At 59.0% G+C, this 22,185-nt stretch carries 24 protein-coding genes; 16 read left to right on the forward strand and 8 right to left on the reverse strand.

The annotated features are described in order from the left end of the window. Positions 1–60: 60 nt before the first annotated feature. Genes ACIOU6_RS01085 through ACIOU6_RS01110 form a run of 6 tightly spaced genes read left to right on the forward strand, consistent with a single transcriptional unit; the run spans position 61 to position 6,118 of the window. Complete coding sequence (locus tag ACIOU6_RS01085; RefSeq protein WP_401133075.1) at positions 61–2,979, forward strand: monovalent cation/H+ antiporter subunit A; 2,919 nt, start codon at positions 61–63, stop codon at positions 2,977–2,979. Then, a complete protein-coding gene (locus ACIOU6_RS01090; RefSeq protein WP_016775082.1) occupies positions 2,979–3,323 on the forward strand; it encodes a Na+/H+ antiporter subunit C in 345 nt (114 codons plus the stop codon). The genes ACIOU6_RS01085 and ACIOU6_RS01090 overlap by 1 nt, the downstream gene beginning before the upstream one ends. After that, positions 3,320–4,999 (forward strand): monovalent cation/H+ antiporter subunit D, encoded by a 1,680-nt coding sequence (locus tag ACIOU6_RS01095; protein WP_221729612.1) that lies wholly within the window; start codon positions 3,320–3,322, stop codon positions 4,997–4,999. Before ACIOU6_RS01090 ends, ACIOU6_RS01095 begins: the two co-directional genes overlap by 4 nt. Then, entirely contained in the window at positions 4,996–5,484 is a 489-nt protein-coding gene (locus tag ACIOU6_RS01100; protein ID WP_401133079.1) for a Na+/H+ antiporter subunit E, read from the forward strand. The genes ACIOU6_RS01095 and ACIOU6_RS01100 overlap by 4 nt, the downstream gene beginning before the upstream one ends. After that, complete coding sequence (locus tag ACIOU6_RS01105) at positions 5,481–5,759, forward strand: K+/H+ antiporter subunit F (protein WP_221729610.1); 279 nt, start codon at positions 5,481–5,483, stop codon at positions 5,757–5,759. The genes ACIOU6_RS01100 and ACIOU6_RS01105 overlap by 4 nt, the downstream gene beginning before the upstream one ends. Then, entirely contained in the window at positions 5,756–6,118 is a 363-nt protein-coding gene (locus ACIOU6_RS01110; protein WP_221729609.1) for a Na+/H+ antiporter subunit G, read from the forward strand. The genes ACIOU6_RS01105 and ACIOU6_RS01110 overlap by 4 nt, the downstream gene beginning before the upstream one ends. Positions 6,119–6,275: 157 nt before the next feature. Here the strand turns inward: ACIOU6_RS01110 and ACIOU6_RS01115 are convergent, their stop codons facing one another. Beyond that, positions 6,276–6,716 (reverse strand): DUF3995 domain-containing protein, encoded by a 441-nt coding sequence (locus ACIOU6_RS01115; protein ID WP_221729608.1) that lies wholly within the window; start codon positions 6,714–6,716, stop codon positions 6,276–6,278. A 93-nt stretch (positions 6,717–6,809) separates the two neighbouring features. On the opposite strand from ACIOU6_RS01115, the gene ACIOU6_RS01120 reads away from it, so the two are divergent. Continuing rightward, a complete protein-coding gene (locus ACIOU6_RS01120; protein WP_401133084.1) occupies positions 6,810–7,196 on the forward strand; it encodes a DUF2946 domain-containing protein in 387 nt (128 codons plus the stop codon). A 92-nt stretch (positions 7,197–7,288) separates the two neighbouring features. Continuing rightward, positions 7,289–9,421, forward strand: coding sequence for a TonB-dependent receptor (locus tag ACIOU6_RS01125; RefSeq protein ID WP_401133085.1), 2,133 nt, complete (start codon positions 7,289–7,291; stop codon positions 9,419–9,421). An 88-nt stretch (positions 9,422–9,509) separates the two neighbouring features. Here ACIOU6_RS01125 and ACIOU6_RS01130 read toward each other — a convergent pair whose 3' ends face one another. From ACIOU6_RS01130 to ACIOU6_RS01140, 3 genes are all read right to left on the reverse strand, one after another. Further along, the gene (locus ACIOU6_RS01130; RefSeq protein ID WP_401133087.1) at positions 9,510–10,526 is read right to left on the reverse strand and encodes an ABC transporter substrate-binding protein; all 1,017 of its coding nucleotides are present in this window, start codon (positions 10,524–10,526) and stop codon (positions 9,510–9,512) included. A gap of 134 nt (positions 10,527–10,660) precedes the next feature. Beyond that, positions 10,661–10,852, reverse strand: coding sequence for a hypothetical protein (locus ACIOU6_RS01135; RefSeq protein ID WP_221729604.1), 192 nt, complete (start codon positions 10,850–10,852; stop codon positions 10,661–10,663). An 8-nt stretch (positions 10,853–10,860) separates the two neighbouring features. Further along, complete coding sequence (locus ACIOU6_RS01140; protein WP_163005233.1) at positions 10,861–11,310, reverse strand: hypothetical protein; 450 nt, start codon at positions 11,308–11,310, stop codon at positions 10,861–10,863. A 484-nt stretch (positions 11,311–11,794) separates the two neighbouring features. Between ACIOU6_RS01140 and ACIOU6_RS01145 the strand changes: the two genes are divergently transcribed. Then, complete coding sequence (locus ACIOU6_RS01145; protein WP_260455516.1) at positions 11,795–12,010, forward strand: hypothetical protein; 216 nt, start codon at positions 11,795–11,797, stop codon at positions 12,008–12,010. Between the two features lie 49 nt (positions 12,011–12,059). Further along, positions 12,060–12,296 carry a DUF2789 domain-containing protein gene (locus tag ACIOU6_RS01150; protein ID WP_221729602.1) on the forward strand — a complete coding sequence of 79 codons (237 nt, stop codon included), beginning with the start codon at positions 12,060–12,062 and terminating at the stop codon, positions 12,294–12,296. A gap of 6 nt (positions 12,297–12,302) precedes the next feature. Here ACIOU6_RS01150 and ACIOU6_RS01155 read toward each other — a convergent pair whose 3' ends face one another. From ACIOU6_RS01155 to ACIOU6_RS01165, 3 genes are all read right to left on the reverse strand, one after another. Beyond that, positions 12,303–12,506 (reverse strand): hypothetical protein, encoded by a 204-nt coding sequence (locus ACIOU6_RS01155; RefSeq protein WP_221729601.1) that lies wholly within the window; start codon positions 12,504–12,506, stop codon positions 12,303–12,305. 113 nt (positions 12,507–12,619) lie between these two features. Next, a complete protein-coding gene (locus ACIOU6_RS01160) occupies positions 12,620–14,224 on the reverse strand; it encodes a methyl-accepting chemotaxis protein (RefSeq protein WP_401133089.1) in 1,605 nt (534 codons plus the stop codon). A gap of 217 nt (positions 14,225–14,441) precedes the next feature. Beyond that, positions 14,442–14,846, reverse strand: coding sequence for a TraR/DksA C4-type zinc finger protein (locus ACIOU6_RS01165; RefSeq protein WP_221729599.1), 405 nt, complete (start codon positions 14,844–14,846; stop codon positions 14,442–14,444). 505 nt (positions 14,847–15,351) lie between these two features. Here ACIOU6_RS01165 and ACIOU6_RS01170 point away from each other — a divergent pair. Both ACIOU6_RS01170 and ACIOU6_RS01175 read left to right on the forward strand, forming a co-directional pair. Further along, on the forward strand, positions 15,352–15,957 hold the full coding sequence (locus tag ACIOU6_RS01170) for a glutathione S-transferase (RefSeq protein WP_401133091.1): 606 nt from the start codon (positions 15,352–15,354) through the stop codon (positions 15,955–15,957). Between the two features lie 2 nt (positions 15,958–15,959). Beyond that, positions 15,960–17,066 (forward strand): DNA alkylation repair protein, encoded by a 1,107-nt coding sequence (locus tag ACIOU6_RS01175; protein ID WP_401133093.1) that lies wholly within the window; start codon positions 15,960–15,962, stop codon positions 17,064–17,066. A 425-nt stretch (positions 17,067–17,491) separates the two neighbouring features. Here ACIOU6_RS01175 and ACIOU6_RS01180 read toward each other — a convergent pair whose 3' ends face one another. After that, positions 17,492–18,424, reverse strand: coding sequence for a LysR substrate-binding domain-containing protein (locus ACIOU6_RS01180; protein WP_401133095.1), 933 nt, complete (start codon positions 18,422–18,424; stop codon positions 17,492–17,494). A gap of 190 nt (positions 18,425–18,614) precedes the next feature. On the opposite strand from ACIOU6_RS01180, the gene ACIOU6_RS01185 reads away from it, so the two are divergent. From ACIOU6_RS01185 to ACIOU6_RS01200, 4 genes are all read left to right on the forward strand, one after another. Continuing rightward, positions 18,615–19,619: a TauD/TfdA family dioxygenase gene (locus ACIOU6_RS01185; RefSeq protein WP_401133098.1), complete on the forward strand. Its 1,005-nt coding sequence runs from the start codon at positions 18,615–18,617 to the stop codon at positions 19,617–19,619. A gap of 3 nt (positions 19,620–19,622) precedes the next feature. Next, a complete protein-coding gene (locus ACIOU6_RS01190) occupies positions 19,623–20,381 on the forward strand; it encodes a sulfite exporter TauE/SafE family protein (RefSeq protein ID WP_401133101.1) in 759 nt (252 codons plus the stop codon). Positions 20,382–20,397: 16 nt separating this feature from the next. Beyond that, the gene (locus ACIOU6_RS01195) at positions 20,398–20,877 is read left to right on the forward strand and encodes a YbaK/prolyl-tRNA synthetase associated domain-containing protein (RefSeq protein WP_221729593.1); all 480 of its coding nucleotides are present in this window, start codon (positions 20,398–20,400) and stop codon (positions 20,875–20,877) included. Between the two features lie 242 nt (positions 20,878–21,119). Next, entirely contained in the window at positions 21,120–21,989 is an 870-nt protein-coding gene (locus tag ACIOU6_RS01200) for a GyrI-like domain-containing protein (RefSeq protein ID WP_401133104.1), read from the forward strand. Positions 21,990–22,185 lie beyond the last annotated feature (196 nt).

Consider the following 22,185-nt stretch of genomic DNA (forward strand, 5'->3'; position numbering starts at 1 on the left):
TTTGGTGATCGGGGGGCTGGCACGTATGATGCTTCACAAACTTCCGCAGATTAGAAGCCTATGTCCCTGATAGTTCTACTGCTTCTGCCTTTCATAGGCAGCTGTCTGGCAGCGGTGCTGCCACACAATGCGCGTAATACCGAATCCCTGTTGGCAGGTCTTGTCGCTCTGATCGGCACCGTCCAGGTCGCGATGTTGTATCCGCAAATCGCTGATGGCGGCGTCATCCGCGAAGAGTTCATGTGGCTCCCCAGCCTGGGGTTGAACTTCGTCCTGCGCATGGACGGCTTCGCTTGGCTATTCTCGATGCTGGTGCTCGGCATCGGCACACTCGTCTCTTTATATGCCCGTTATTACATGTCACCGGACGACCCGGTGCCGCGTTTCTTCGCATTTTTTCTGGCGTTCATGGGCGCCATGCTCGGGCTGGTGATCTCCGGCAACCTGATCCAGATCGTGTTTTTCTGGGAGCTGACCAGCCTCTTCTCGTTCCTGTTGATCGGCTATTGGCACCACCGCGCGGACGCCCGCCGCGGTGCCTATATGGCATTGATGGTTACAGGGGCCGGTGGACTATGTCTGCTGGCGGGGGTCATGATCCTCGGCCATGTCGTCGGCAGCTATGACCTGGACAAGGTCCTGGCCGCCGGCGATCAGATTCGCGCACATGCCCTCTACCCTATCTTGCTTCCCCTCATTCTTATTGGCGCACTCAGCAAAAGTGCCCAGTTCCCCTTCCACTTCTGGCTGCCCCACGCGATGGCGGCGCCAACGCCAGTCTCCGCGTACCTGCACTCGGCAACCATGGTCAAGGCCGGGGTTTTCTTGCTGGCGCGTCTGTGGCCATCGCTGTCCGGCAGTGAAGAATGGTTCTACATCGTCAGCGGTGCCGGCGCCTGTACGCTGTTGCTCGGCGCCTATTGCGCGATGTTCCAGAACGATCTCAAAGGTTTGCTGGCCTACTCGACCATCAGCCACTTGGGCCTGATCACCCTGCTGCTGGGGCTGAACAGTCCGCTGGCCGCCGTCGCGGCGGTGTTCCACATCCTTAACCACGCCACGTTCAAGGCCTCGCTGTTCATGGCGGCAGGCATCATCGACCACGAAAGCGGTACTCGCGATATCCGCAAACTCAGCGGGCTGATCAAACTGATTCCGTTCACGGCGACGCTGGCCATGGTTGCCAGCGCCTCGATGGCCGGCGTGCCGTTGCTCAACGGCTTCCTGTCGAAGGAGATGTTCTTCGCCGAAACCGTGTTCATCAACGCCACAGCGTGGGTCGAAGCGGCGTTACCAATTGTCGCGACCATCGCTGGTACGTTCAGCGTCGCTTACTCGCTACGTTTCACCGTCGATGTGTTCTTTGGCCCGCCAGCCACCGACCTGCCGCACACCCCGCACGAACCGCCCCGCTGGATGCGTGCGCCGGTCGAACTGCTGGTGTTCACCTGCCTGGTCGTGGGGATTTTCCCCGCACAAGTGGTCGGCCCGCTACTCGCGGCCGCCGCGCTGCCTGTGGTGGGGGGCTCCTTGCCGGAGTACAGCCTGGCGATCTGGCACGGTCTGAACGCACCGATGATCATGAGCCTGATTGCCATGTCCGGCGGCATCGTCCTCTATTTGTTGCTACGCAAGCAGCTCAAGCGTGGGCGCTTCAAATATCCGCCACTGATTGGCCGCTTCAACGGCAAGCACCTGTTCGAGCGCAGTCTGGTCGTCATGATGCGTGTGGCCCGTCGGGTCGAGCGCCGACTCGGCACCCGCCGCCTCCAAATGCAATTGTTTCTGGTGGTATTGGCGGCGGTGCTCGCTGGCCTGATTCCGATGTTGCACAGCAGCCTGAGTTGGGGCGACCGGCCGAAAATCCCCGGCTCCATCGTCTTCGTGACTCTGTGGCTACTGGCAATTGCCTGCGCCCTTGGTGCCGCTTGGCAGGCCAAGTATCACCGTCTCGCGGCTTTGACCATGGTCAGCGTTTGCGGCCTGATGACCTGCGTCACCTTCGTCTGGTTCTCGGCACCGGATCTGGCCCTCACGCAATTGGCGGTCGAAGTGGTCACCACGGTACTGATCCTGCTAGGCCTGCGCTGGCTGCCACGACGGATCGAGGAAGTCTCGCCACTGCCGAGCACCCTGCGCAAGGCGCGCATTCGTCGTCTGCGCGACTTGCTGCTGTCGATTGCCGTCGGCGGCGGCATGGCACTGCTGTCGTACGCCATGCTCACGCGCCAGACACCGAACGACATTTCTTCGTTCTACCTCAGTCGCGCCTTGCCCGAAGGTGGTGGCAGCAACGTGGTCAACGTGATGCTGGTGGACTTCCGCGGTTTCGATACCCTCGGCGAAATCACCGTGCTGGTCGCGGTGGCGCTGACCGTGTTTGCCCTGCTACGCCGCTTCCGCCCACCGAAAGAAAGCCTGCAACTGCCCGCACAGCAACGCCTGCTAGCGCCGGACGTGGTCACCGATCTGGTCAACCCGCGTACGGCCAGCGACACCGCGCTCGGTTTCATGATGGTGCCAGCGGTGCTGGTACGACTGCTGCTGCCGATTGCACTGGTGGTGTCGTTCTACCTGTTCATGCGCGGCCACAATCAGCCGGGCGGCGGTTTTGTCGCCGGTTTGGTGATGTCGGTGGCGTTCATCCTGCAATACATGGTGGCCGGTACGCAGTGGGTCGAGGCGCAGATGAGCCTGCGGCCCTTGCGCTGGATGGGGACCGGGTTGCTGTTCGCCACGGCGACCGGGCTCGGAGCGATGGCGGTCGGCTACCCGTTCCTGACCACGCACACCTGGCATTTTGCACTGCCGCTGCTGGGCGAGATCCATATCGCCAGTGCGCTGTTCTTTGATATCGGCGTGTACGGCGTAGTGGTCGGTTCGACGCTGTTGATCCTCACGGCCCTCGCCCACCAATCGGTGCGCGGGCACAAGACCGCATCGTTACCCAAGTCCGTCGCCAGCAAAGGAGCCGTCTGATGGAAGAAGTCATCGCAATCGCCATCGGCATCCTCGCCGCGTCCGGCGTCTGGCTGATCCTGCGACCACGGACCTTTCAGGTGGTCATGGGCCTGTGCCTGCTGTCATACGCGGTCAACCTGTTCATCTTCAGCATGGGCAGCCTGTTTATCGGCAAGGAGCCGGTGATCAAAGACGGCGTGACGCAAGATTTGCTGCACTACACCGACCCGCTACCACAGGCGCTGGTATTGACGGCAATCGTCATCAGCTTCGCCATGACAGCGTTGTTCCTCGTCGTTCTGCTCGCCTCGCGCGGCCTGACCGGCACCGACCACGTTGACGGCCGGGAGCCTAAAGAATGATGGCGATGACTCACCTGATCGCCGCACCGATTCTGCTGCCGCTGCTGACCGCCGCCATCATGTTGATGCTCGGCGAGAAACACCGACCGCTGAAGGCGAAAATCAACCTGTTCTCCAGCCTGCTCGGCCTGTTCATTTCCGTGATGTTGCTGCAATGGACGCAGACCACTGGCGTGCCCGGCTCAATCGGCGTTTACCTGCCGGGCAATTGGCAGGCGCCGTTCGGCATCGTGCTGGTGGTTGATCGCCTATCGGCGTTGATGCTGGTGCTGACCGGGATCATCGGCGTCAGCGCCCTCCTCTTTGCGATGGCACGTTGGGATGGCGCGGGCTCGAGCTTCCACGCATTGTTCCAGATTCAGTTGATGGGCCTGTATGGCGCGTTCCTCACTGCTGATCTGTTCAACCTGTTCGTGTTCTTCGAAGTGCTGCTGGCCGCGTCCTACGGTCTGTTGCTGCACGGCTCGGGCCGGGCGCGGGTGTCGTCGGGTTTGCATTACATCTCGATCAATCTGCTCGCCTCGTCGCTGTTTCTGATCGGTGCGGCGCTGATCTATGGCGTCACCGGCACGCTGAACATGGCCGATCTGGCCCTGAAAATTCCACTGGTGCCGGAAGCCGACCGTGGTTTGCTGCACGCCGGTGCGGGGATTCTCGCGGTAGCGTTCCTGGCCAAGGCCGGCATGTGGCCGCTGAACTTCTGGCTGGTGCCGGCGTACTCTTCGGCCAGCGCGCCGGTGGCGGCGATGTTCGCGATCATGACCAAGGTCGGCGTTTACACCCTGCTGCGCCTGTGGACCCTGCTGTTCTCCGGCCAGGCTGGGGCTTCGTCCTTCTTCGGTGGCGACTGGCTGATCTACGGCGGCATGGCGACGATAGCGTGCGCAGCGCTGGCGATTATTGCTGCGCAACGGCTTGAGCGCATGGCCAGCCTGAGCATTCTGGTGTCGGCGGGGATACTGCTGTCGGCCGTGGGTTTCGCCCAGCCGAACCTGATCGGCGCGGCACTGTTCTATCTGGTCAGCTCGACCTTGGCGTTGAGCGCACTGTTCCTGCTGGCTGAGTTGATCGAGCGCTCACGCTCGGCCAACGAGATTGCGCTGGAAGACGAAAGCGAACTGCTGCCGCGCCCGCAGGAATCCCTGCAACCGCCCAAAGGCATCAACCTCGACGACGAGCAGAAAGCCGTGGTCGGTCAAGTCATCCCATGGACCATGGCGTTTCTCGGTCTGAGTTTCATTGCCTGCGCCCTGCTGATCATCGGCATGCCACCGCTGTCCGGATTCATCGGCAAACTCAGCCTGATCGGTGCGCTGCTCAACCCGCTGGGGCTGGGCACCGACGCGCCGATTTCCAATGCAGCATGGGCGTTGCTCGCGCTGCTGATCCTCTCCGGGCTAGCGTCGTTGATGGCCTTCTCTCGCCTCGGCGTCCAGCGTTTCTGGACGCCGCAAGAGCGCCCTTCGCCGCTTTTGCGCAAACTCGAATGCGCGCCGATTTTCCTGTTGCTGGGGTTGAGCATCCTTCTCACGTTCAAGGCTGAGCCGCTGCTGCGCTACACCCAAGCGACCGCTGACGCCTTGCACAACCCGCAGCAGTACGTGATGGCCGTGCTCGGCACTCGCGCCGTACCGAGCCCGGAAGCCAAAGCCGCCATGCTGGAGGTGCAGCCATGAAGCGCGTGTTTCCTGCACCGTTGTTATCCCTGGCGCTATGCGCTTTGTGGCTGACGCTGAATCTTTCGGTCAGCCCCGGTAATCTGCTGCTCGGCATAATGCTGGGTTTTGCTGCGCCGCTGATGATGCGTAAATTGCGTCCCAAACCCGTGCGCATTCGCCGTCCCGGGGCGATCCTGCGTCTGCTCCTGCTTGTCGGCCGTGACGTGGTGATGTCCAACCTGATCGTGGCGTGGGGCGTGCTCAACGCCGGTCGCCGCCCGCCACGCTCGCGTTTTGTCAAAGTGCCGCTGGAGCTGCGCGACGCCCACGGACTGGCCGCGCTGTCGATGATCTGCACGGTAGTGCCCGGCACGGTGTGGTCGGAACTGTCGCTGGATCGCAGCATTTTGCTGCTGCACATTTGGGATCTGGATGATGAAGCGCAGTTCATTGAGCACTTCAAGACTGCTTACGAGCGGCCGTTGATGGAGATTTACGAATGAGCCCATTCCTGTCGAACGCGATCCTGCTGACGCTGTTTTTGTTCTCGCTGGCGATGGTGCTGACCCTGATCCGCCTGTTCAAAGGGCCGTCGGCGCAGGATCGAGTGTTAGCGCTGGATTATCTGTACATCGTTGCGATGCTGATGATGCTGACCCTGGGCATTCGTTACGCCAGTGACACTTACTTCGAAGCGGCGCTGCTGATTGCGCTGTTCGGCTTCGTCGGCTCGTTTGCCCTCGCGAAATTCCTGCTGCGTGGCGAGGTGATCGAATGAACGCTGAATTGTCTCTGTGGGTCGAGATTCCGGTGGCGATCCTGCTGGTGCTCGGCGGTGTGTTTACGCTGATCGGCGCGACCGGGTTGCTGCGGATGAAAGACTACTTCCAGCGCATGCACCCGCCAGCACTGGCTTCGACGCTGGGTGCATGGTGCGTGGCACTGGCGTCAATCATCTGCTTTTCAGCGCTGAAATCCGGGCTGGTACTGCATGCCTGGTTGATCCCGATTCTGCTGGCGATCACCATGCCGGTGACCACGTTGCTGCTGGCGCGGGCGGCGTTATTCCGCAAGCGCATGGCTGGGGATGACGTGCCGGCTGAAGTCAGTAGCAGGCGGACTGAGAACGGTAGCTAGTTTGCAATCATCAGTGTCAGGGCCGGACCTCTTCGCGGGCAAGCCCGCTCCCACAGGGTTTTGAGTGAAACCGGCATTGGTGGACAGCATCAATCACTGTGGGAGTGGGCTTGCCCGCGAAGAGGCCCGCCCTGTCAACACGCAAACCCGCTCAGCCTCAAACCCACGCCACCGCTAACAACCCCGCCCCCAATACCAAACACAACGGCGAATACATCCAGGTATCCAGCCGCGCAAATCGCGAGCCCTTCACTTCCTTGAAAAACCCCACCAGATTCGAATCGCCAATCGCCCGGGCGAACATCAACAGCGCAATCGCGCTGATCACCCATTGCAATGCCTTGTGATTAACCGCCGGGAAACCCCAGCCAACCCGCAGACACACCAGTGCAGCGATCAGCAATAACCCAGCCGCCACCACCAATGTGATCCAGCCCGACGGTTTGAACGCCGGTCGCACCGTCGCGACAAAACCTTCCACCGGTATTTGCGGTACCGCCGCCACCGCCGCCCATTGCCCACCCAACGCCCAATACACATGCACCAAGGCGATCACCGCAAAAGTGGCCGCCATCCATTGAGCCAACATAAAAGTCATGATTGAAATCCTTGAAAGGGATTTGAACAAATGATCCTAGTCGCATTTTTTTCAAGTGCACGACCGATCGGCGGTACGGTAAAGTGCCGCCCCATGAAATTCTCCACTACCGATCGCTCACTGCTGGCCTGGATGCTTTATTGCTGCGTCCTGTTCAACGTGTTCGCGTGCAGCATCGGTCACGGACAAATGGTCGGAATGCAGCTCAACGGCATTGGCGGCCAGTTCTGTACGGTGGACCCGAGGACGCAAGCGCCGCTGGCATCCAATCCCACCGAAGAAAAACTACCGACCCTGTCCAAAGCTTTCGGTTGCCCGTTGTGCTCCACCGGCGGCATGGGCCCGGCGTTCAACTCCAGCCTGACTCTGGCAGTCCTCCCTGAACAACACAGCCCGCCGCTGGCCCCGATTGTCAGCGCCGACCTCCCTGCCCGCTTCACCTGGCCCTCGGCCAACCCACGCGCCCCACCGTTCGCCTGAGCGCCCTTGCCTTTTTGATTGTTCAGCCCACTGCGCCAACGCGCGGCGTTTGCCTGTGCGCTGATTCCTAGACAAGTATTCAGGATTCTTTGATGAAACAACTCACTCTGCTGGCGAGCCTGTGCGGCTGCCTGTCCGTTAACGCCTGGGCGCAATCCACCGTGGATCTGGCGCCAATCACCATCGACGGCGAGGCCGGCACCGAACCGGGCCTGAGCCTCGACCAGTCCAGCGGCATGGCTTCGCGCCTTGGCTTGAGCGTGCGCGACACGCCCGCCTCGGTGGCCATCGCCAATCGCAACGACATCGAACGCCATGGCGCTCAGAACTTCCAGGACGCCGCCAACACCCTGCCCGGTGTCAACGCCAGCGCACCGCCGGGTTTCGGCGGTTTCATCTCCTATCGCGGCTTCACCAGCAGCCAGATCACCCAGATGTTCAACGGCATCAACGTGTCCGGCGGCCTCGCCCGGCCGGTGGATGCGTGGATTTATGATCGAGTGGAGTTACTCGGCGGCCCGTCTTCATTGGTCAATGGCGCAGGTTCGGTGGGCGGCTCGCTGAACTACGTGACCAAACTGGCGACCCGCGATGAACAAGCGGTTGAAGGCAGAGTCAGTTACGGCAGCTATGACACCACCGAAACCGCTTTCGGCCTCAACCACGCGCTGACCGACCCGAGCGCCGACGTGCAGCACTATGCGCGGCTGGACGTCAGCCACAACACCAGCAACGGCTACATCGATCGTCAGGAGCGCGACGCGTGGAGCCTAGCGTTCTCGTTGCTTAGCGACCTCACGCCGAATCTGTCCCATACCCTGGCCCTGGAATATCAGGACGAACACGAAGACAGTCCGTACTGGGGCACGCCCGTGCTCAACCCCAAGGCCGGCGAGTTGAAGATCGACAAACACAACCGTTTCAACAATTACAACGTCGCGGACGGTCATTACGAGCAGCGCACAATGTGGCTGCGATCGATCATCGACTACCGGATCAACGACAGCACTACCTTGCGCAACACGCTGTATCACCTCGACAGCCAGCGCGATTACCGCAATCTTGAAACCTACCAGTACAACGCCGATAACACGGCAGTGAATCGCTCCACGGCGTATCAGGTACGCCACCAGGGTGAGCAGAACGGCAACCAGTTCGAACTGCGCCACGACAGCACACTGTTTGGTCTTGATACGACGTGGTCGAGCGGCTTTGAATACAAGGTCAACCAGACCACCAACTCGCCGCTCAACATCAAAGGCGCGAGCACAGTGGCCCCGAACCACTATCGACCGGGGCACTTCTACGACATTCCCGGCACCCACCCTCAATTGATCAGCGACAAGACCAACCAGGTGACCACCAAAGCGCTGTTCGTGGAAAACCGTCTGGCGCTGACCGACAAGTTGTCGTTGCTCACGGGCCTGCGTTATGACGACATCAATCTCGACGTGACCAACCACCGAACCGTGACCGCCGCCAATCCAAAGCATCTCAAACGCCGTTGGGAGCCGGTCACCGGTCGCGCAGGCCTGACGTATCAATTCATCCCTTCGGCCAACGTTTATGTGCAATACAGCACCGCCGCCGAGCAACCGAACGGCACCCAGGATTTCGACGTCTCGACGGGCAAGCAATGGGAGATAGGCAGCAAGTTCGACTACCTGAACGGCCGCGGCTCGGCAACGGTCGCGGCCTACACAATCGAACGCAAGGACTTCGCCGTCACCGATCCCCTGGACCCGACCAGCAGCATTGCAGTGGGCCAGCAAACGTCGAAAGGGATTGAGATTGCCACTTCGCTGCAAATCACCGACAAGCTGTTGGCTGAAGGCAACTTTGCCTGGGTCAACGCGCAGTACGATGACTTCACCGAGAAAAACGCCGCTGGCGTGGTGGTATCGCGCAAAGGCAATACCCCCACCAATGTCCCTGACCGGGTCGGTAATCTGTGGCTGACCTACGATTTTTCACCGCAATGGCAAGGTGGGGTCGATGCGCGATATGTAGCCTCGGTGTTTGCCGATACCGCCAACACCATGACCGTGCCGTCATACACGCTGTTCGGCAGTTTCCTCAGTTACAAGGTTGATACGCACACAACGGTGACCGGGCGGGTGCGCAATTTGACGAATGAGGTGTATGCCGAGTTTGCGCATGTTTCGCCGGCGTATTACTTGGGTACGCCGCGTACCTTTGAATTGGCGGTGCAGACTCGATTCTAAAAGCTTCGCGAGCAAGCACGCTCCCACCGTTGAATGCATTCCACTGTGAGAGCGTGCTTGCTCGCGATGAGGCCACCAGACTCAACCCTTATTTCAGATCAGCCGAAACCTTATCCGCCACATCCTTCGGCAACCAGGGCTGCCACACATCCGGATGCGCCTTCATAAACGCTTCCGCTGCCTGACGCGGCGCGGTGTGGTTCTCGCTCATTTGCGCTAATGCCTTGTTCAACGGCCCAATCGGAAAATCCACTTTGCTGAAGAACTCGGCGATCTGCGGATACTGTTTCTGAAACGGCGTAGACACGCCAATCGACAGCTTCGACGCCAGCGAGCGGGTCGGTTTCGGGTTGGGATTATCGGCATCGGTCAACGTCTTCCACGCCTCGGCATCGAACGGCGGCTCTTGCAGTTGCACCAGTTTGAATTTGCCCAGCAACGGCGTCGGCGACCAGTAATAAAACAACACCGGTTTACCGCGACGAATCGAGGAGCTGATCTCAGCATCCAGCGCCGCCCCCGAGCCACTGCGGAAATTGGTGTAGTCATCCTGCAAGCCGTAAGCCGTCAGCTTCTGTTTGTTGACCACCTCAGACGTCCAGCCGATCGGGCTGTTAAGGAAACGCCCCTTGCTCGGGCTTTCCGGGTCCTTGAACACGTCTTTGTATTTGGCCAGATCATTGACACTGCGCAAGTCCGGCGCCAGCGGCTTGATGCCCTTGGCCGGATCACCCTTGATCACATACTCCGGCACCCACCAGCCTTCGGTCGCACCCTTGACCGTATCGCCCAGGCTCACGACTTTGCCTTCGGCCTCAGCCTTGACCCACACTGGACTGCGCCCCGCCCACTCTTCGCCAATCACTTGAATGTCATTGTTGGCCAGCGCGGTTTCCAGGGTGATGGTGGTACCCGGCAATGTGTCAGTCGGCAGTCCGTACCCCTTCTCGACGATGATGCGCAGAACATCCGTGATCAGGCTGCCGCTTTCCCAGTTCAGGTCGGCAAAATGGATCGGCGCGGGTGCCGCCATCACCGACTGCGCTGAAGTCAGCAAACCGAATGTGGCCACACTGGCAGCCAATAACCGTCGAAATCCGTTCATGCATTGCACCTCGTGCTGTTCACAGCAATAGCAGAATGGCCTGACAGAAGACCGCAAGCCTCTGAATACTCAGTCAACTGACTGTAGCCGAGGTTCCTGCTTTTTCAGGGCCAAGCCCCGAACGATGTCAGGTTTCAGACATTTCCCTGCAAACTTTGCAGCTCGCGTCTGACCATGCTCGCGTATTCCGCCGGGCGCAACGTGTAAATCTGCGACGCCACCCAACCCAGCCAAGCCCCCTGCAACTGGGCCTTTGCAGCAAACAAACGCTGGGCCTCTTCGCGTGCGCTTTCGAGGTTCTGCGAGTGAAAATCGGCGCGGCTCAACCCACCGATCACTCGCTGGCCTTAAAGGTCACCAATTCGCCCTTGCGCCACTTCGCGGCTTTGGCAGTAACGGCTTTCAGAGTCTTGGTCAGGCCTTCCTGCAATTGCTCATTGGCGGCGAACACGGTCACCACGCTATGACCTTCCTTGAACAGGATCGCGTGGCCATCGGCAGTGTCGACGAAGGCGTAATCGCCAAGCCCATAGACCGTCAGTTTGATTTCGCGAAAGCGGATATCCATCTTGCCGCCTTCGCGGCTAGGCAGGACTGATGCGCTGAAATGATCGCCGACCTTGAGCTTGAGCCCCGGTTTGTCATCGACCACCAACGCACTTTCGGTGTCGATTTCGGCAACGTAAATGCCTTCGGCATTTTGCTCGGTGATGTAAACAAAACGCGACTGAAACAGCTTGACCAGCTTCGCACGCAAATCACCCAGCACGAACAAAGCATGCATATCGAGATTACTGACTGCCAAAGAAACATCCCCAGATCTGAAAAAACCGCACACGGAAAACGCGCACGGCAAAAAAACGGCCAGGCCGATGGAACCGCCAAATGACTCTAATAAAAGCTCGAACAGAGCAGACCGCTCATCCAACGCGAGGTTTCGTAAGACTACTGGATTGTCACTCGCGAAACTCACCCCGATGTCGCCAAAGCTTGAAGGAATAATCCTTACCGTCGGCCAGAGAACACTGACTACGAACTTTAGGGAAAATTCTCACGAAAAAAAGCAGTTTTCCGACATATCGCTCGCGAAAAATTGCTTTAGATAAGCCCCGTCGTCAACAGGTACTGGCGATTCTAGAGCAGCGATGCTCATTACGACTACCCGAAACGGCCTGTAAATATCGGCCAACTGATGAAAAGGACTTCACATGTGCACTCTGACTCACTTCGCCATGCCCGCTGACGCCCGACTCAAATCAACCCTGATCATGCATGTCGCCGCGATGAACGATCTGCCGGAACACGCACAAAACGATCATGCTCCGCGCTTTCAAGTGGTGCCAGCGGGCAACGCCTTTTTCCACATCAAGGAAAAATCCACCGGACGCGTAAGAGGTTTCCGCGAAGATCACAATGAAGCCTGCGCCCTCGCCCGCTCACTCGAAATGCAAATCGAACTCCTGGCCAACGACTGCCTCAGATAAAGGGAGTGATCGACTGCGCCATCCCGGCGCCAATCAGAAGGAGTACATGATGGACTTGCCGACCTATGATCTGAAAACCCTGTTCGATCAACTGGGACTGCCCTCAGAAGGCACAGCAATCGACGATTTCATCGAAGCCCATCCATTGGACGCCGAAACCAAGCTGATCGACGCCGATTTCTGGACGCCATCACAAGCACAACTGCTCAAGGAATGGTTACGCAACGACGGCGAAGAGGCCGTTGTGGTCGACGAGCTCAACGTACGTTTGCACGACGGCAAATAACCCTGATCAATGCAGGCTGTCGCCAGGCTCGGCCTCCAACTGCGCGAGCCACGCAGCCCTGCACTCCTCGGCCTCATCGCGGCTGGCAAACGCGGTGCCGCGTCGCTCACCGTCAAGCAACACCACCCAGCAAACGCTTTGGCCCATCGCACGCAACGCGGCGGGCACGCCACTGCCGATCATCACGGCGACATCAATTCTGCATTGCATGCAGGCCTCCCGACTTCATTAGCAACCTAACTAAGTCGGCATGTTAATGATTTCACTGCGCAGGAAACAGCAACGCCTGTGCACAGATTCATTGCATCAATCGCAACAATCGGTCAGCGCGGACTTTCCGGTTTATAGCCCAAACGCAAACCGCCCCAATGCCGCCCCTTGATCATGATCGGCACCGACAAGTCGTGCATCAGTTCACCAGTGTCCCGCGTATAGGTTTGCAGCAACACCGGTTGCTGATGGCTGCCGCAGCGTATCCCGGTGCGGTCGGCAAACTTGCGTTTGGTGCGATTATTCACCGCATCAACCTGTGCATCCCCGGTCAACGGCTGACTGAACGCCTGATTGTGTGTCGGCACATAACCCTGCTGCGTGCAGGCGATGGCAAACACCAGCCCTTCATGACGCGGCAGTAATGGCTCCTGAATCGCTGGCAGCACCTGATCGGTATAACGGTCGAATCGGGTCTGATACTTGGCCGGTTGAGTATTCGCAATCGCCTGATACTGACGGTCGAAAAGATCCTCAAGACTGATCCGGCCCTGCTCGACGTCCGCCTCGAACCGCACCGCAATCTGGCTCGCCCCTTCACGCGCCAGGTCATAAATACGCTGGTGATAATCATCCAGGCCGACTTCGGCCAGACGCTCGCTGATGGTTTCCGCCTGCCCTTCCATCTGCACTGCCGCTTCGGCGAGGCGACGGGTCTGTTGATCGCTGATCGCCAGATCGCTGCGCATCTGCTCGATGGCCTTGAACAGGCTGTCGAGCTGCTCTCGATTGGTCTCTGCGCCGCGTGCAATCTCACCGACCTGACTTTCCACTCCCGCCGCCAAGCGTGCGATATTTTCCAGATGCTGGCCGGTATGCTCGACCTGCTCGACGCCGGTGTGCAGATCACTCGACAGTTCGCGGATCTGCTCCACCACCTGAGCGGTACGTTGCTGAATGTCCGCGACCATCTCACCGACTTCGCCCGTCGCCGACGCCGTGCGCGCCGCCAGCCCACGCACCTCATCCGCCACGACCGCGAAACCGCGACCATGCTCGCCCGCCCGCGCCGCCTCAATCGCCGCGTTCAACGCCAACAGATTGGTCTGGCTGGCAATCGACTGAATCACCAACGTCACCCGCTGAATATCATCGCTGCGCAGGCTCAAGGCCTCGATCAATTCACGACTGGCGTTGGCGCGCTGACTGAGCTGATGCATGCGCGAAATCGAGTCGACCAATTCGGTTCGCCCCGCCGCACTGCTGTGATGCGCCTCGCTGGCCGCCGCCAGCGCTTCGCGGCTGAGCTGCGAAGTGGCGTGTTCTGTGGCGATCATCACCTCAGCATTGCTGACAATCCGCGCCGCCGCATCGAGTTGCGATTCCAGTTTGCTCGCCAACTCCTTGACCGAAAACGCCACGCCGGCTGCCGACAAGGCGTTATGGCTGGTGGTGTAGGAAAGATCGCGGGTCAGTTCGGAAATGGCGCTGCCGGTGTCGGCAGGCAGTGCAGCGGGGACGGCTCGGACGCGCAGGCGCGGCAGCCAGACAATCAGTACCGCAAGCGGCATGCCGACGTAAAGCGACCCTCCACCCAAGGTCATACCGGCGAGCAACAACATCAGGGCGATGCTTTGCAAGGTCGGTGCGATCCAGCGGTTCTTCGGCAAAAGCACTGGTGCAGGCAAAGCCCCAACCAGAGATCCATCTCTCGTCATATCAACACCCCACGCTTGTTCTCATTATTGTGACTGCATTAAACGCCACTACAACGCCATTATCTATGGTCCGTTAGTCGTGGGGTCTGCAGCAGGTCAATGGAACGGCAGGGAAATAGGGCGGACGATAAAAAGCTTCGCGGGCAAGCCCGCTCCCACAGGTTCAATGCATAACCTTGTGGGGGCGGGCTTGCCCGCGATGGCAGCGCCTAAGAAATCAGGCCTGACGCTGGTGCTTGTCGATCTGCTCGTGACGTTCTTGAGCTTCGATGCAGTATTTGGTAGTCGGACTGATCAGCAGGCGTTTCAGACCGATGGCCTCGCCGCTGTCGTCGCACCAGCCAAAGCTGTCTTCCTTGATACGCTCAAGGGCTTGTTCCAGTTGAGGCAGCATGCGCTGGTCGCGATCAATCGCGTTTACCAGCCAAGTGCGCTCTTCTTCAACCGAAGCCGCGTCCGCCGGGTCGGCCGGGGTGTCCAGGCTTTCGATAGCGATACGGTTTTGCTCAATGCGCTCATGGGTTTCGACTTTCATGTTCTGCAACAGCTCACTGAAGAAAGCGTGTTGCTCTTCATTCATGTAGTCATCTGCCGGCATGGCCAGCAACTTGTCCTTTGTCATTGATATCTCTATAAAAAAACGTGCATTAAGGCGAATTAGGGAGCGTTCCGGCGAACCGTGTCCGGTCGACGAAAAGGCATCGTTTATTGCAAACGCCACCCGGCACTCAATTTACGAGGGGCGGCAGTCTAAGGCCCGATTGAGGCCTCAGCAACTGTAAATACAGGGAATTTGTCCGACAACGCCCGGAATCTGCACTCACACAGGCTTCACAACGGTCATCGGAGTGCGTTTATAGCAAGAAATTCAGTCGAGCGGCTGTATATAGAAGACAAACGGCTATCGACGACCTGCGACCAAAGGCTATCGGCAGGCCAGAGCTTTTATTCAGAGCGACCTTGAGACCGCGCACAGCCCGCATTCGCCCGGGTTTGCAGATCGCCACCATTCCGCCGGAATTGAATGTCGAATGAATTCACGAACAAGCCATTTTCGACGCCTGACATTTCCCTCAGGCTCGGCTAGGTTATGCCTACCCCACCGGCTCGACTTGAAGGAACGCGTCATGAAATTGATCGGTATGCTCGACTCCCCTTACGTGCGCCGCGTGGCGATCTCCGCCAAACGCTTAGGGATTGACCTCGAACACGAGTCAGTCTCGGTGTTCCGCCACTTCGAGCAATTCCAGCAGATCAACCCGGTGGTCAAGGCACCCTCTCTGATCCTCGATGACGGTGTCGTCCTCATGGACTCGACCCTCATCCTCGATTACCTCGAAACCGCCGCCGACAAAAGCCTGCTGCCCTCCGACCTCAAGCAACGCGCCCACGCCCTGCGCCTGATCGGTCTCAGCCTCGCCGCCTGCGAAAAAGCCGTGCAACTCTATTACGAACGCAACCTGCGCCCGGCCGACATTCAATACCAACCGTGGGTCGAACGCGTCGAAAGCCAACTCGCCGCCGCTTTCACCGCCCTGGAACACGAACTCGAAAAACACGGCCTGCCCACCGACGGCACTCTGACCCAGGCCGGCATCAGCCTCGCCGTCGCCTGGAGCTTCACCGACCTCGTCGTCCCCGACCAAATAGATGTGGCGCGCTATCCGCACATTGCCCGATACACCGCCTACGCTGAAACGCTTGAAGCGTTCGTCAGCGCGCCGATGACCTGACCATGAGCGCGACCGAAACCGCTGCACCAGCCCTCAAGGAAATCTTCAACGCCGAACGCCTGAAACACATCGCCACCGAAATGAGCGCTGTGTACCCGGCATTCAAAACCAAAACATTCCTTAAACATGCCAACGACGGCCTCGCCGACCTCTCAGTCATGCAACGCATGGCCCGCGTCAGCGAAAGCCTGCACGCCGTGCTGCCACTGGACTACGAAGATTCCCTCGAAGTCCTGCGCGAACTCGCCCCACGGCTGAACAGCGGATTCGTCAGCATGTGCCTGCCGCACTACGTCGCCACCTACGGCGCTCACGCATTCGATACCTCCATGCAAGCCCTGAAATACTTCACCACCTTCGGCTCCTCCGAATTCGCCATCCGCCACTTTCTGCGCAGCGACCTGAAGCGCACGCTGGAACTCATGCACGACTGGACCCAGAGCGAAAACCACCACGTCCGCCGGTTGGCCAGCGAAGGCAGCCGCCCTCGCCTGCCCTGGTCGTTCAGGCTGGAAGCGGTGCAGGCTGATCCGCAATTGGCCGCCGGGATACTGGATCGGTTGAAGGCGGATGAGAGCTTGTACGTGCGCAAATCCGTGGCGAATCACTTGAATGACGTGACCAAGGAACATCCAGAGTGGGTGCTGGATGTGATTGAAGGGTGGTCACTGGCAAACAAACACACGGCGTGGATTGCCAAGCATGCGTTGCGTAGCTTGATCAAGCAGGGGAATTTGCGGGCGCTGACAGTGATTGGTGCGGGTGCGAAGCCTGAGGTTGAGTTGCTGGATGTGAAGATCGAGCCGGCAGTAGTGCGGCTGGGGGAAGCGATTACGTTGTCGTTTACGGTGAAGTCCACGGTGCTGGAAGAGCAGCGGTTGGTGATTGATTATGCGATTGACTATGTGAAGGCGAATGGCGGGGTTTCGGCTAAGGTTTTTAAGTTGAAGACGTTGGTATTGGCGGGGCTTGAGAGTGTGGTTGTGGGGCGCAGACAGGTGATGAAGGATTTTACGACGCGCAAGCATTTCGCTGGGGTGCATGCGGTTCGGGTGATGGTTAATGGGGAGGTGTTGGCAACTACCGCGTTCAACATCATCGCGGGATGACACCTCAAAAGGATTCAGTGGATCTAACAAAGGTTGAACAGGTTTGAAATGACGGGCAGATATCGGCCAAGCGCTCATGATGTGTTCCGGTAAACATCAAAAATCCAGTGTGCTCGCGATGAGGCCAGCGCTTCCATTGATGTTGGCTGACACTACGCCATCGCGAGCAGGCTCGCTCCCACAGGGGGCATGGGTGTTTGGGCAATGGCGCTCCGTCAGGGACTGCACCGACATGGGCGCGGCGTTTGCCTGCGTTTCACCCGTTGCCGGCATCGATAGTCACCCTCGCGCCAATGAAGTTCTCATACAAAACCCTCGGCGTAGCATCTTGTCGATGCTCGTCTGCGGTAGCCGAGGGTGGGTTTGAGCGTGTCAGCGTCTGATCAACGGCAGAGTGAGCGGACAGGGCTGAACGACCCGTAACCTCATATCAGTGCTGAGCCACGCTTACATTCGAGGCTTTCACCCAAGCCACGGATCATCTCCATCAATGCCTTCACCCGCAGCGGCAAATTTCCGGCCGGGTACACCGCGTGCATCTGTGGGCTCTCACCGCTGCTGGAGGTGAGTTTGTACTCAGGACAAACCCGCAGCAGGCGCCCCGCTTCCACTTCGGGCTCCGCCATCCAATCTGCCAGGCGGGCGATCCCGACGCCCGCCAGGGCTGCCTGGAATACCGCCAGACCGGAGCTGAAACGAAATTTGGGATGAACCCGAAAGCTGATGGCCTGCTCCTCACTGCGAAAATTCCACTCCTTGAGAATCCGTGGCGCCGTGTGCAGGATCAGCGAATGCGACTCCAGTGCCTCGATGGAGTCGGGCATGCCGTTGCGCTCCAGGTAGTCGGGGCTGGCATACAGATAACGTGAGTAACTCCAGAGCGCAAAGCCGATCAATTCGCTGGATTGTGGAAACGCGCCGCGAATCGAGAAGTCCAGCTTGCTCTTGGCCGGGTCGATGATCTCATCGGTGAAAATCACATCGATGTTTACGTCTGGATAACGCTCGCAGTATTGCGCGATCAACCGGGGCAATACCCCATTTGCGAGAAACTCGGGGGCGGAAAAACGGATCCAGCCGGAGGCCAGGCCGCTGAGACCGGCCAGGTCTTCATCCACCTCACGTTGCAGATCGAGCATTTTGTACGCGTGGGGCAATAAGCATTCACCCGCTTCGGTCAAGCTCACGGCATTGGACGAGCGATTGAACAACTTGAGCCCCACACTTTCCTCCAGGGCTTGAACGGCGCGGGTCAGTGCGCTGGGGGAGCGCCCCAGAGTCCGTGCCGCGGCGACGAAGCTGCGCTTGCGAGCTACGGTCGCGAAGGCTTCAAGTTCCCCCAACATATTCAATGCCACTGTCCACCTCATTGCATTTTTCACAACGCGGCATTGCAACACAAAAAAGTCCCTTCCGTTAACCTTCCCGTTCAACCCAAAAGGATGGGGCAAACAGGAGCGCAAGGACGTGTCGAAGCTGGATGAAGTAATCGGGAACGCCACAGCTTGTGTTGGTGAAGTCATTCATGAATGGCGGGAAAACAAATCAGTGACTTCGACCCGACGGGAGATACCGCAAATTCATCTGTCGCTCGAAGAACAACGCACACTTCAGGCCGGTCTGGCATCGCTGGACGTGACCGATAGCGCCTCGGGTATCCGCCACATGCCGGTTCTGGGGCAGTTGCTGGAAAGTGTCCTGTGCACCAAGAAAATCCAGCAGCTACGCAATTTTCCACAGGCCCCTGAAGTGGCGATGATCGTCAGAGGGCTGCCGCTGGACCCGCAACTGCCAGCCACGCCGTACGACCTGGAGCCGGGTATCGAGAACGTGTCGATTCTGGCCGGGGCTATTTTGTCCGTGCTGCAAACTCTGCAAACCCGTCCGCTGGCGTACGAGGGTGAAAGCAGCGACACCGTGTTCCGTCACGTATCGCCCAAGCACAAGCGAGAGACTGAAAAGAGCTCCTATGGCTCGCGTGCGGATCTGGACATGCATGTCGACAACCCTCACCTGCCTTTGACCTGCGAACCCGTCTCGCAGTTGTCGGCCTGTCCGGAGTACCTGTCCCTGACCGGCCTGCGCTGCGAGCTCGACGTGCCGACGCGCATCGTCGCCATTGACGAGGTGCTGGCCATTCTGCCGGCCTGGGTCGAAGAAGAATTGTCACGGCCGAAATTTACCGTTCGCCGGCCGGCCTCCTTCGGCAAACAGGGGAATGTGCTGGAAAACGTCCCCTTGCTGTACAGAAGCGCAACCGATGGCCTGTATTGCCGCTACAACAAAGCGAGTGTCGAAACGACCTGCGCCAATGCGCAGTTTGCCCTCCAACTGTTCGCCGCCGCCGCCAATCATCCCGATGTCGTGCACCACATACTGCTGCAACCAGGCGACATGCTGATCTTCAAGAACCAGCAAACCCTGCATGCCCGGGATGGTTTTACACCCCGCTACGACGGCCGTGATCGCTGGATGTTGCGCGTCTTCGGGGTCAATGATCCGGCACGCGTGGTGCCGCTGGCCCCTCATCAACCCTATATAGTCAGAGCCTGATTCATGGTCGATATTGTCATCCTTTGCGTGTTCGCCTTCGCCGCCGGCCTGATCGATGCGGCGGTGGGCGGCGGCGGACTGATCCAGATTCCCGCGCTATTCAACGTGCTACCCACCGCTCAACCGGCGGCGCTGCTGGGTACCAATAAGGTCGCGGCCGCCTGCGGCACCGCATTCGCGGCCCGGTCCTTCGTGCGCAAGGTGGTGATCAACTGGAGTCTTGTGATCCCCGCCGCCTGCGCGGCTTTTGTCATGGCCTTCTTCGGAGCCGCCACGGTGTCGTTCGTACCCCAGTCGATGATCCGGCCGGCGGTGCTGGTGTTGATCGTACTGATGGCGATCTACACCTTCTGGAAAAAAGATTTCGGCGCCCTGCACAAACCCATGCGCATCGGTACCAAGGAAAAACTGCTGGCGATCGTCATCGGCGGTGCCATCGGTTTCTACGATGGTCTGTTCGGTCCCGGCACTGGCAGCTTCCTGATCTTCCTGTTTATCCGCTGCTTCGCCTTCGACTTTCTCCATGCCTCGGCATCAGCCAAGCTGGTGAACATCGCGACCAACGTAGCGGCACTGATGTTCTTCATTCCGACGGGTAACGTGCTCTACCTGATCGCAATCCCCATGGCGGCATTCAACATCCTGGGCGCGCTCACCGGCACCTGGCTGGCGGTTCATAAGGGCGTGCCCTTTGTCCGGGCTCTCTTCCTGGTGTTGCTGGTGATTCTGATCAGCAAACTGTCCTACGACCTGTTCCTGTAAACCAGAGGAAAACTACATGCACCCCATGTTCGATCGCCTCGTGGCACTGCTCGATGCCCGCTCAGCCTCTTACCGGGTGTTGATGCACGATGCCGAAGGCCAGTCGGCGCGCGTCGCCGAAATCCGTGGCACCGAGCCCGGCCAAGGCGCGAAGGCCATGCTTTGCTCCCTCAAGGGTCAGGCCGGACCCTATGCACTGGTGATACTGCCGGGCGACCAGAAGCTGGACATGAAGAAAGTCGGAGCGGCCCTGGGCGGAAAAAAAGCCGAGTTGGTGAAGGCCGAAACCGCCATGGAACTGACTGGATGCCGGATCGGCGCCATCCCTCCTTTTGTTTTCGATGAGCGAATTCAATTGATCGTCGATCCAGCCTTGACTAAAGGCTACGCTGAAATAGCCTTCAACGCGGGGCGGCTGGATGCGTCGATGGTGCTCGATACGCAGGATTATCTGGCGATTGCCATGCCTCGATTGCTGGATATCAGCCAGGCCTGAGCAGACGTTTTCACATACGCTGCAAAAAAGGGGGACGGATTTATTTTCATATTTCTTAAAAAATAGATCTTAAAAATAAATCACTTACGCGCGCTCAGTGGGAGGCGTTGCGGGGGTGAAAGGGGCGCTCACTCATCTATGGATGTTCCAACCCAAAACCCGCGTTGAGCAAACCCGGCTAGGCACGCTCCAGTCGCTATAGTCGACTCTATTGCCGACCGTACTTCCAGGAGCTTGTCCCAGTGCCCGACACGCCGATCAACGTCGCTTACACAAAGCGCTTCAACGCCGTACTCGCCTACATTAATGAGAATCTCGAAGGTGATCTGTCGGTGAAGACGTTGAGCCATGTGGCGAATTTTTCGACGTTTCACTTCCATCGCCAATTCACCGCGTTCGTCGGCGTGCCGGTTTCACGTTATGTGCAACTGATGCGGCTACGACGCGCCGCCCATCGCGTGGCCGCCATAGCGGTTCACTCGGTACTGGAGGCGGCGCTCGGTGCCGGTGTCGACAGTCCCGAGGCATTTTGCAGGGCGTTCAAGCGAGCGGTCGGTATGACGCCGAGTGCGTTCAGGAAGGCGCCGAACTGGCAGGTCTGGCATGCGGTGTTCGCCATCCCTCACTTTTCCAGGGCTATCATCATGCAAGTAAGAATCGTGGAATTCCCCAACGTCCGGGTCGCAGCGCTTGAACATTGCGGCTCCCCCGGGCTCGTCAATGAGAGCGTGAGCAGGTTCATCGAGTGGCGCATGCAGAGCGGGCAGTCGCCGGTGGCATCGAGTCGCAGCTTTGGCATTCCCTACGGCAACCCCGACACCACGCCAGCTGAAGCATTCCGCTTCGCCATTTGCGGCGAGATTCACGAGGCGGTGGAACCGAATACGTTCGGCGTGCGCGAACGGGTCATCGCAGGCGGTCGCTGCGTTGTAGTGCGGCACGTGGGGTCGCCAGACCACATCGGCGAATCGATCTATCCGATCTACCGCGATTGGCTGCCTGCCAGTGGCGAAGAACTGCGTGATCAACCACTGTTCTTCCATTACCTGAGCGTGTATCCGCAAACACCGCAAGATCAATGGCAAACGGACGTATATGTTCCGTTGCAGTAAAGGGGCGAGCTGCTTTTTGATCTTGGCTGACGGTGTCCACTCAGGAGCATAGCTTTTTGTGACGGGCGGCAATCGGCCAGAAGCGGACATTGGCACGCGACTGCTGATGGCCAGAAGCTGACGTTCCCAAGCGCCCGCATCCGGCCAGAAGCAGACATCCGTGACGGGTAGCATCCAGCTCGAAGTAGCCTCCCGC

This window comes from Pseudomonas sp. NPDC087615 (genome assembly GCF_044743445.1).
GTDB lineage: Bacteria > Pseudomonadota > Gammaproteobacteria > Pseudomonadales > Pseudomonadaceae > Aquipseudomonas > Aquipseudomonas baetica_A.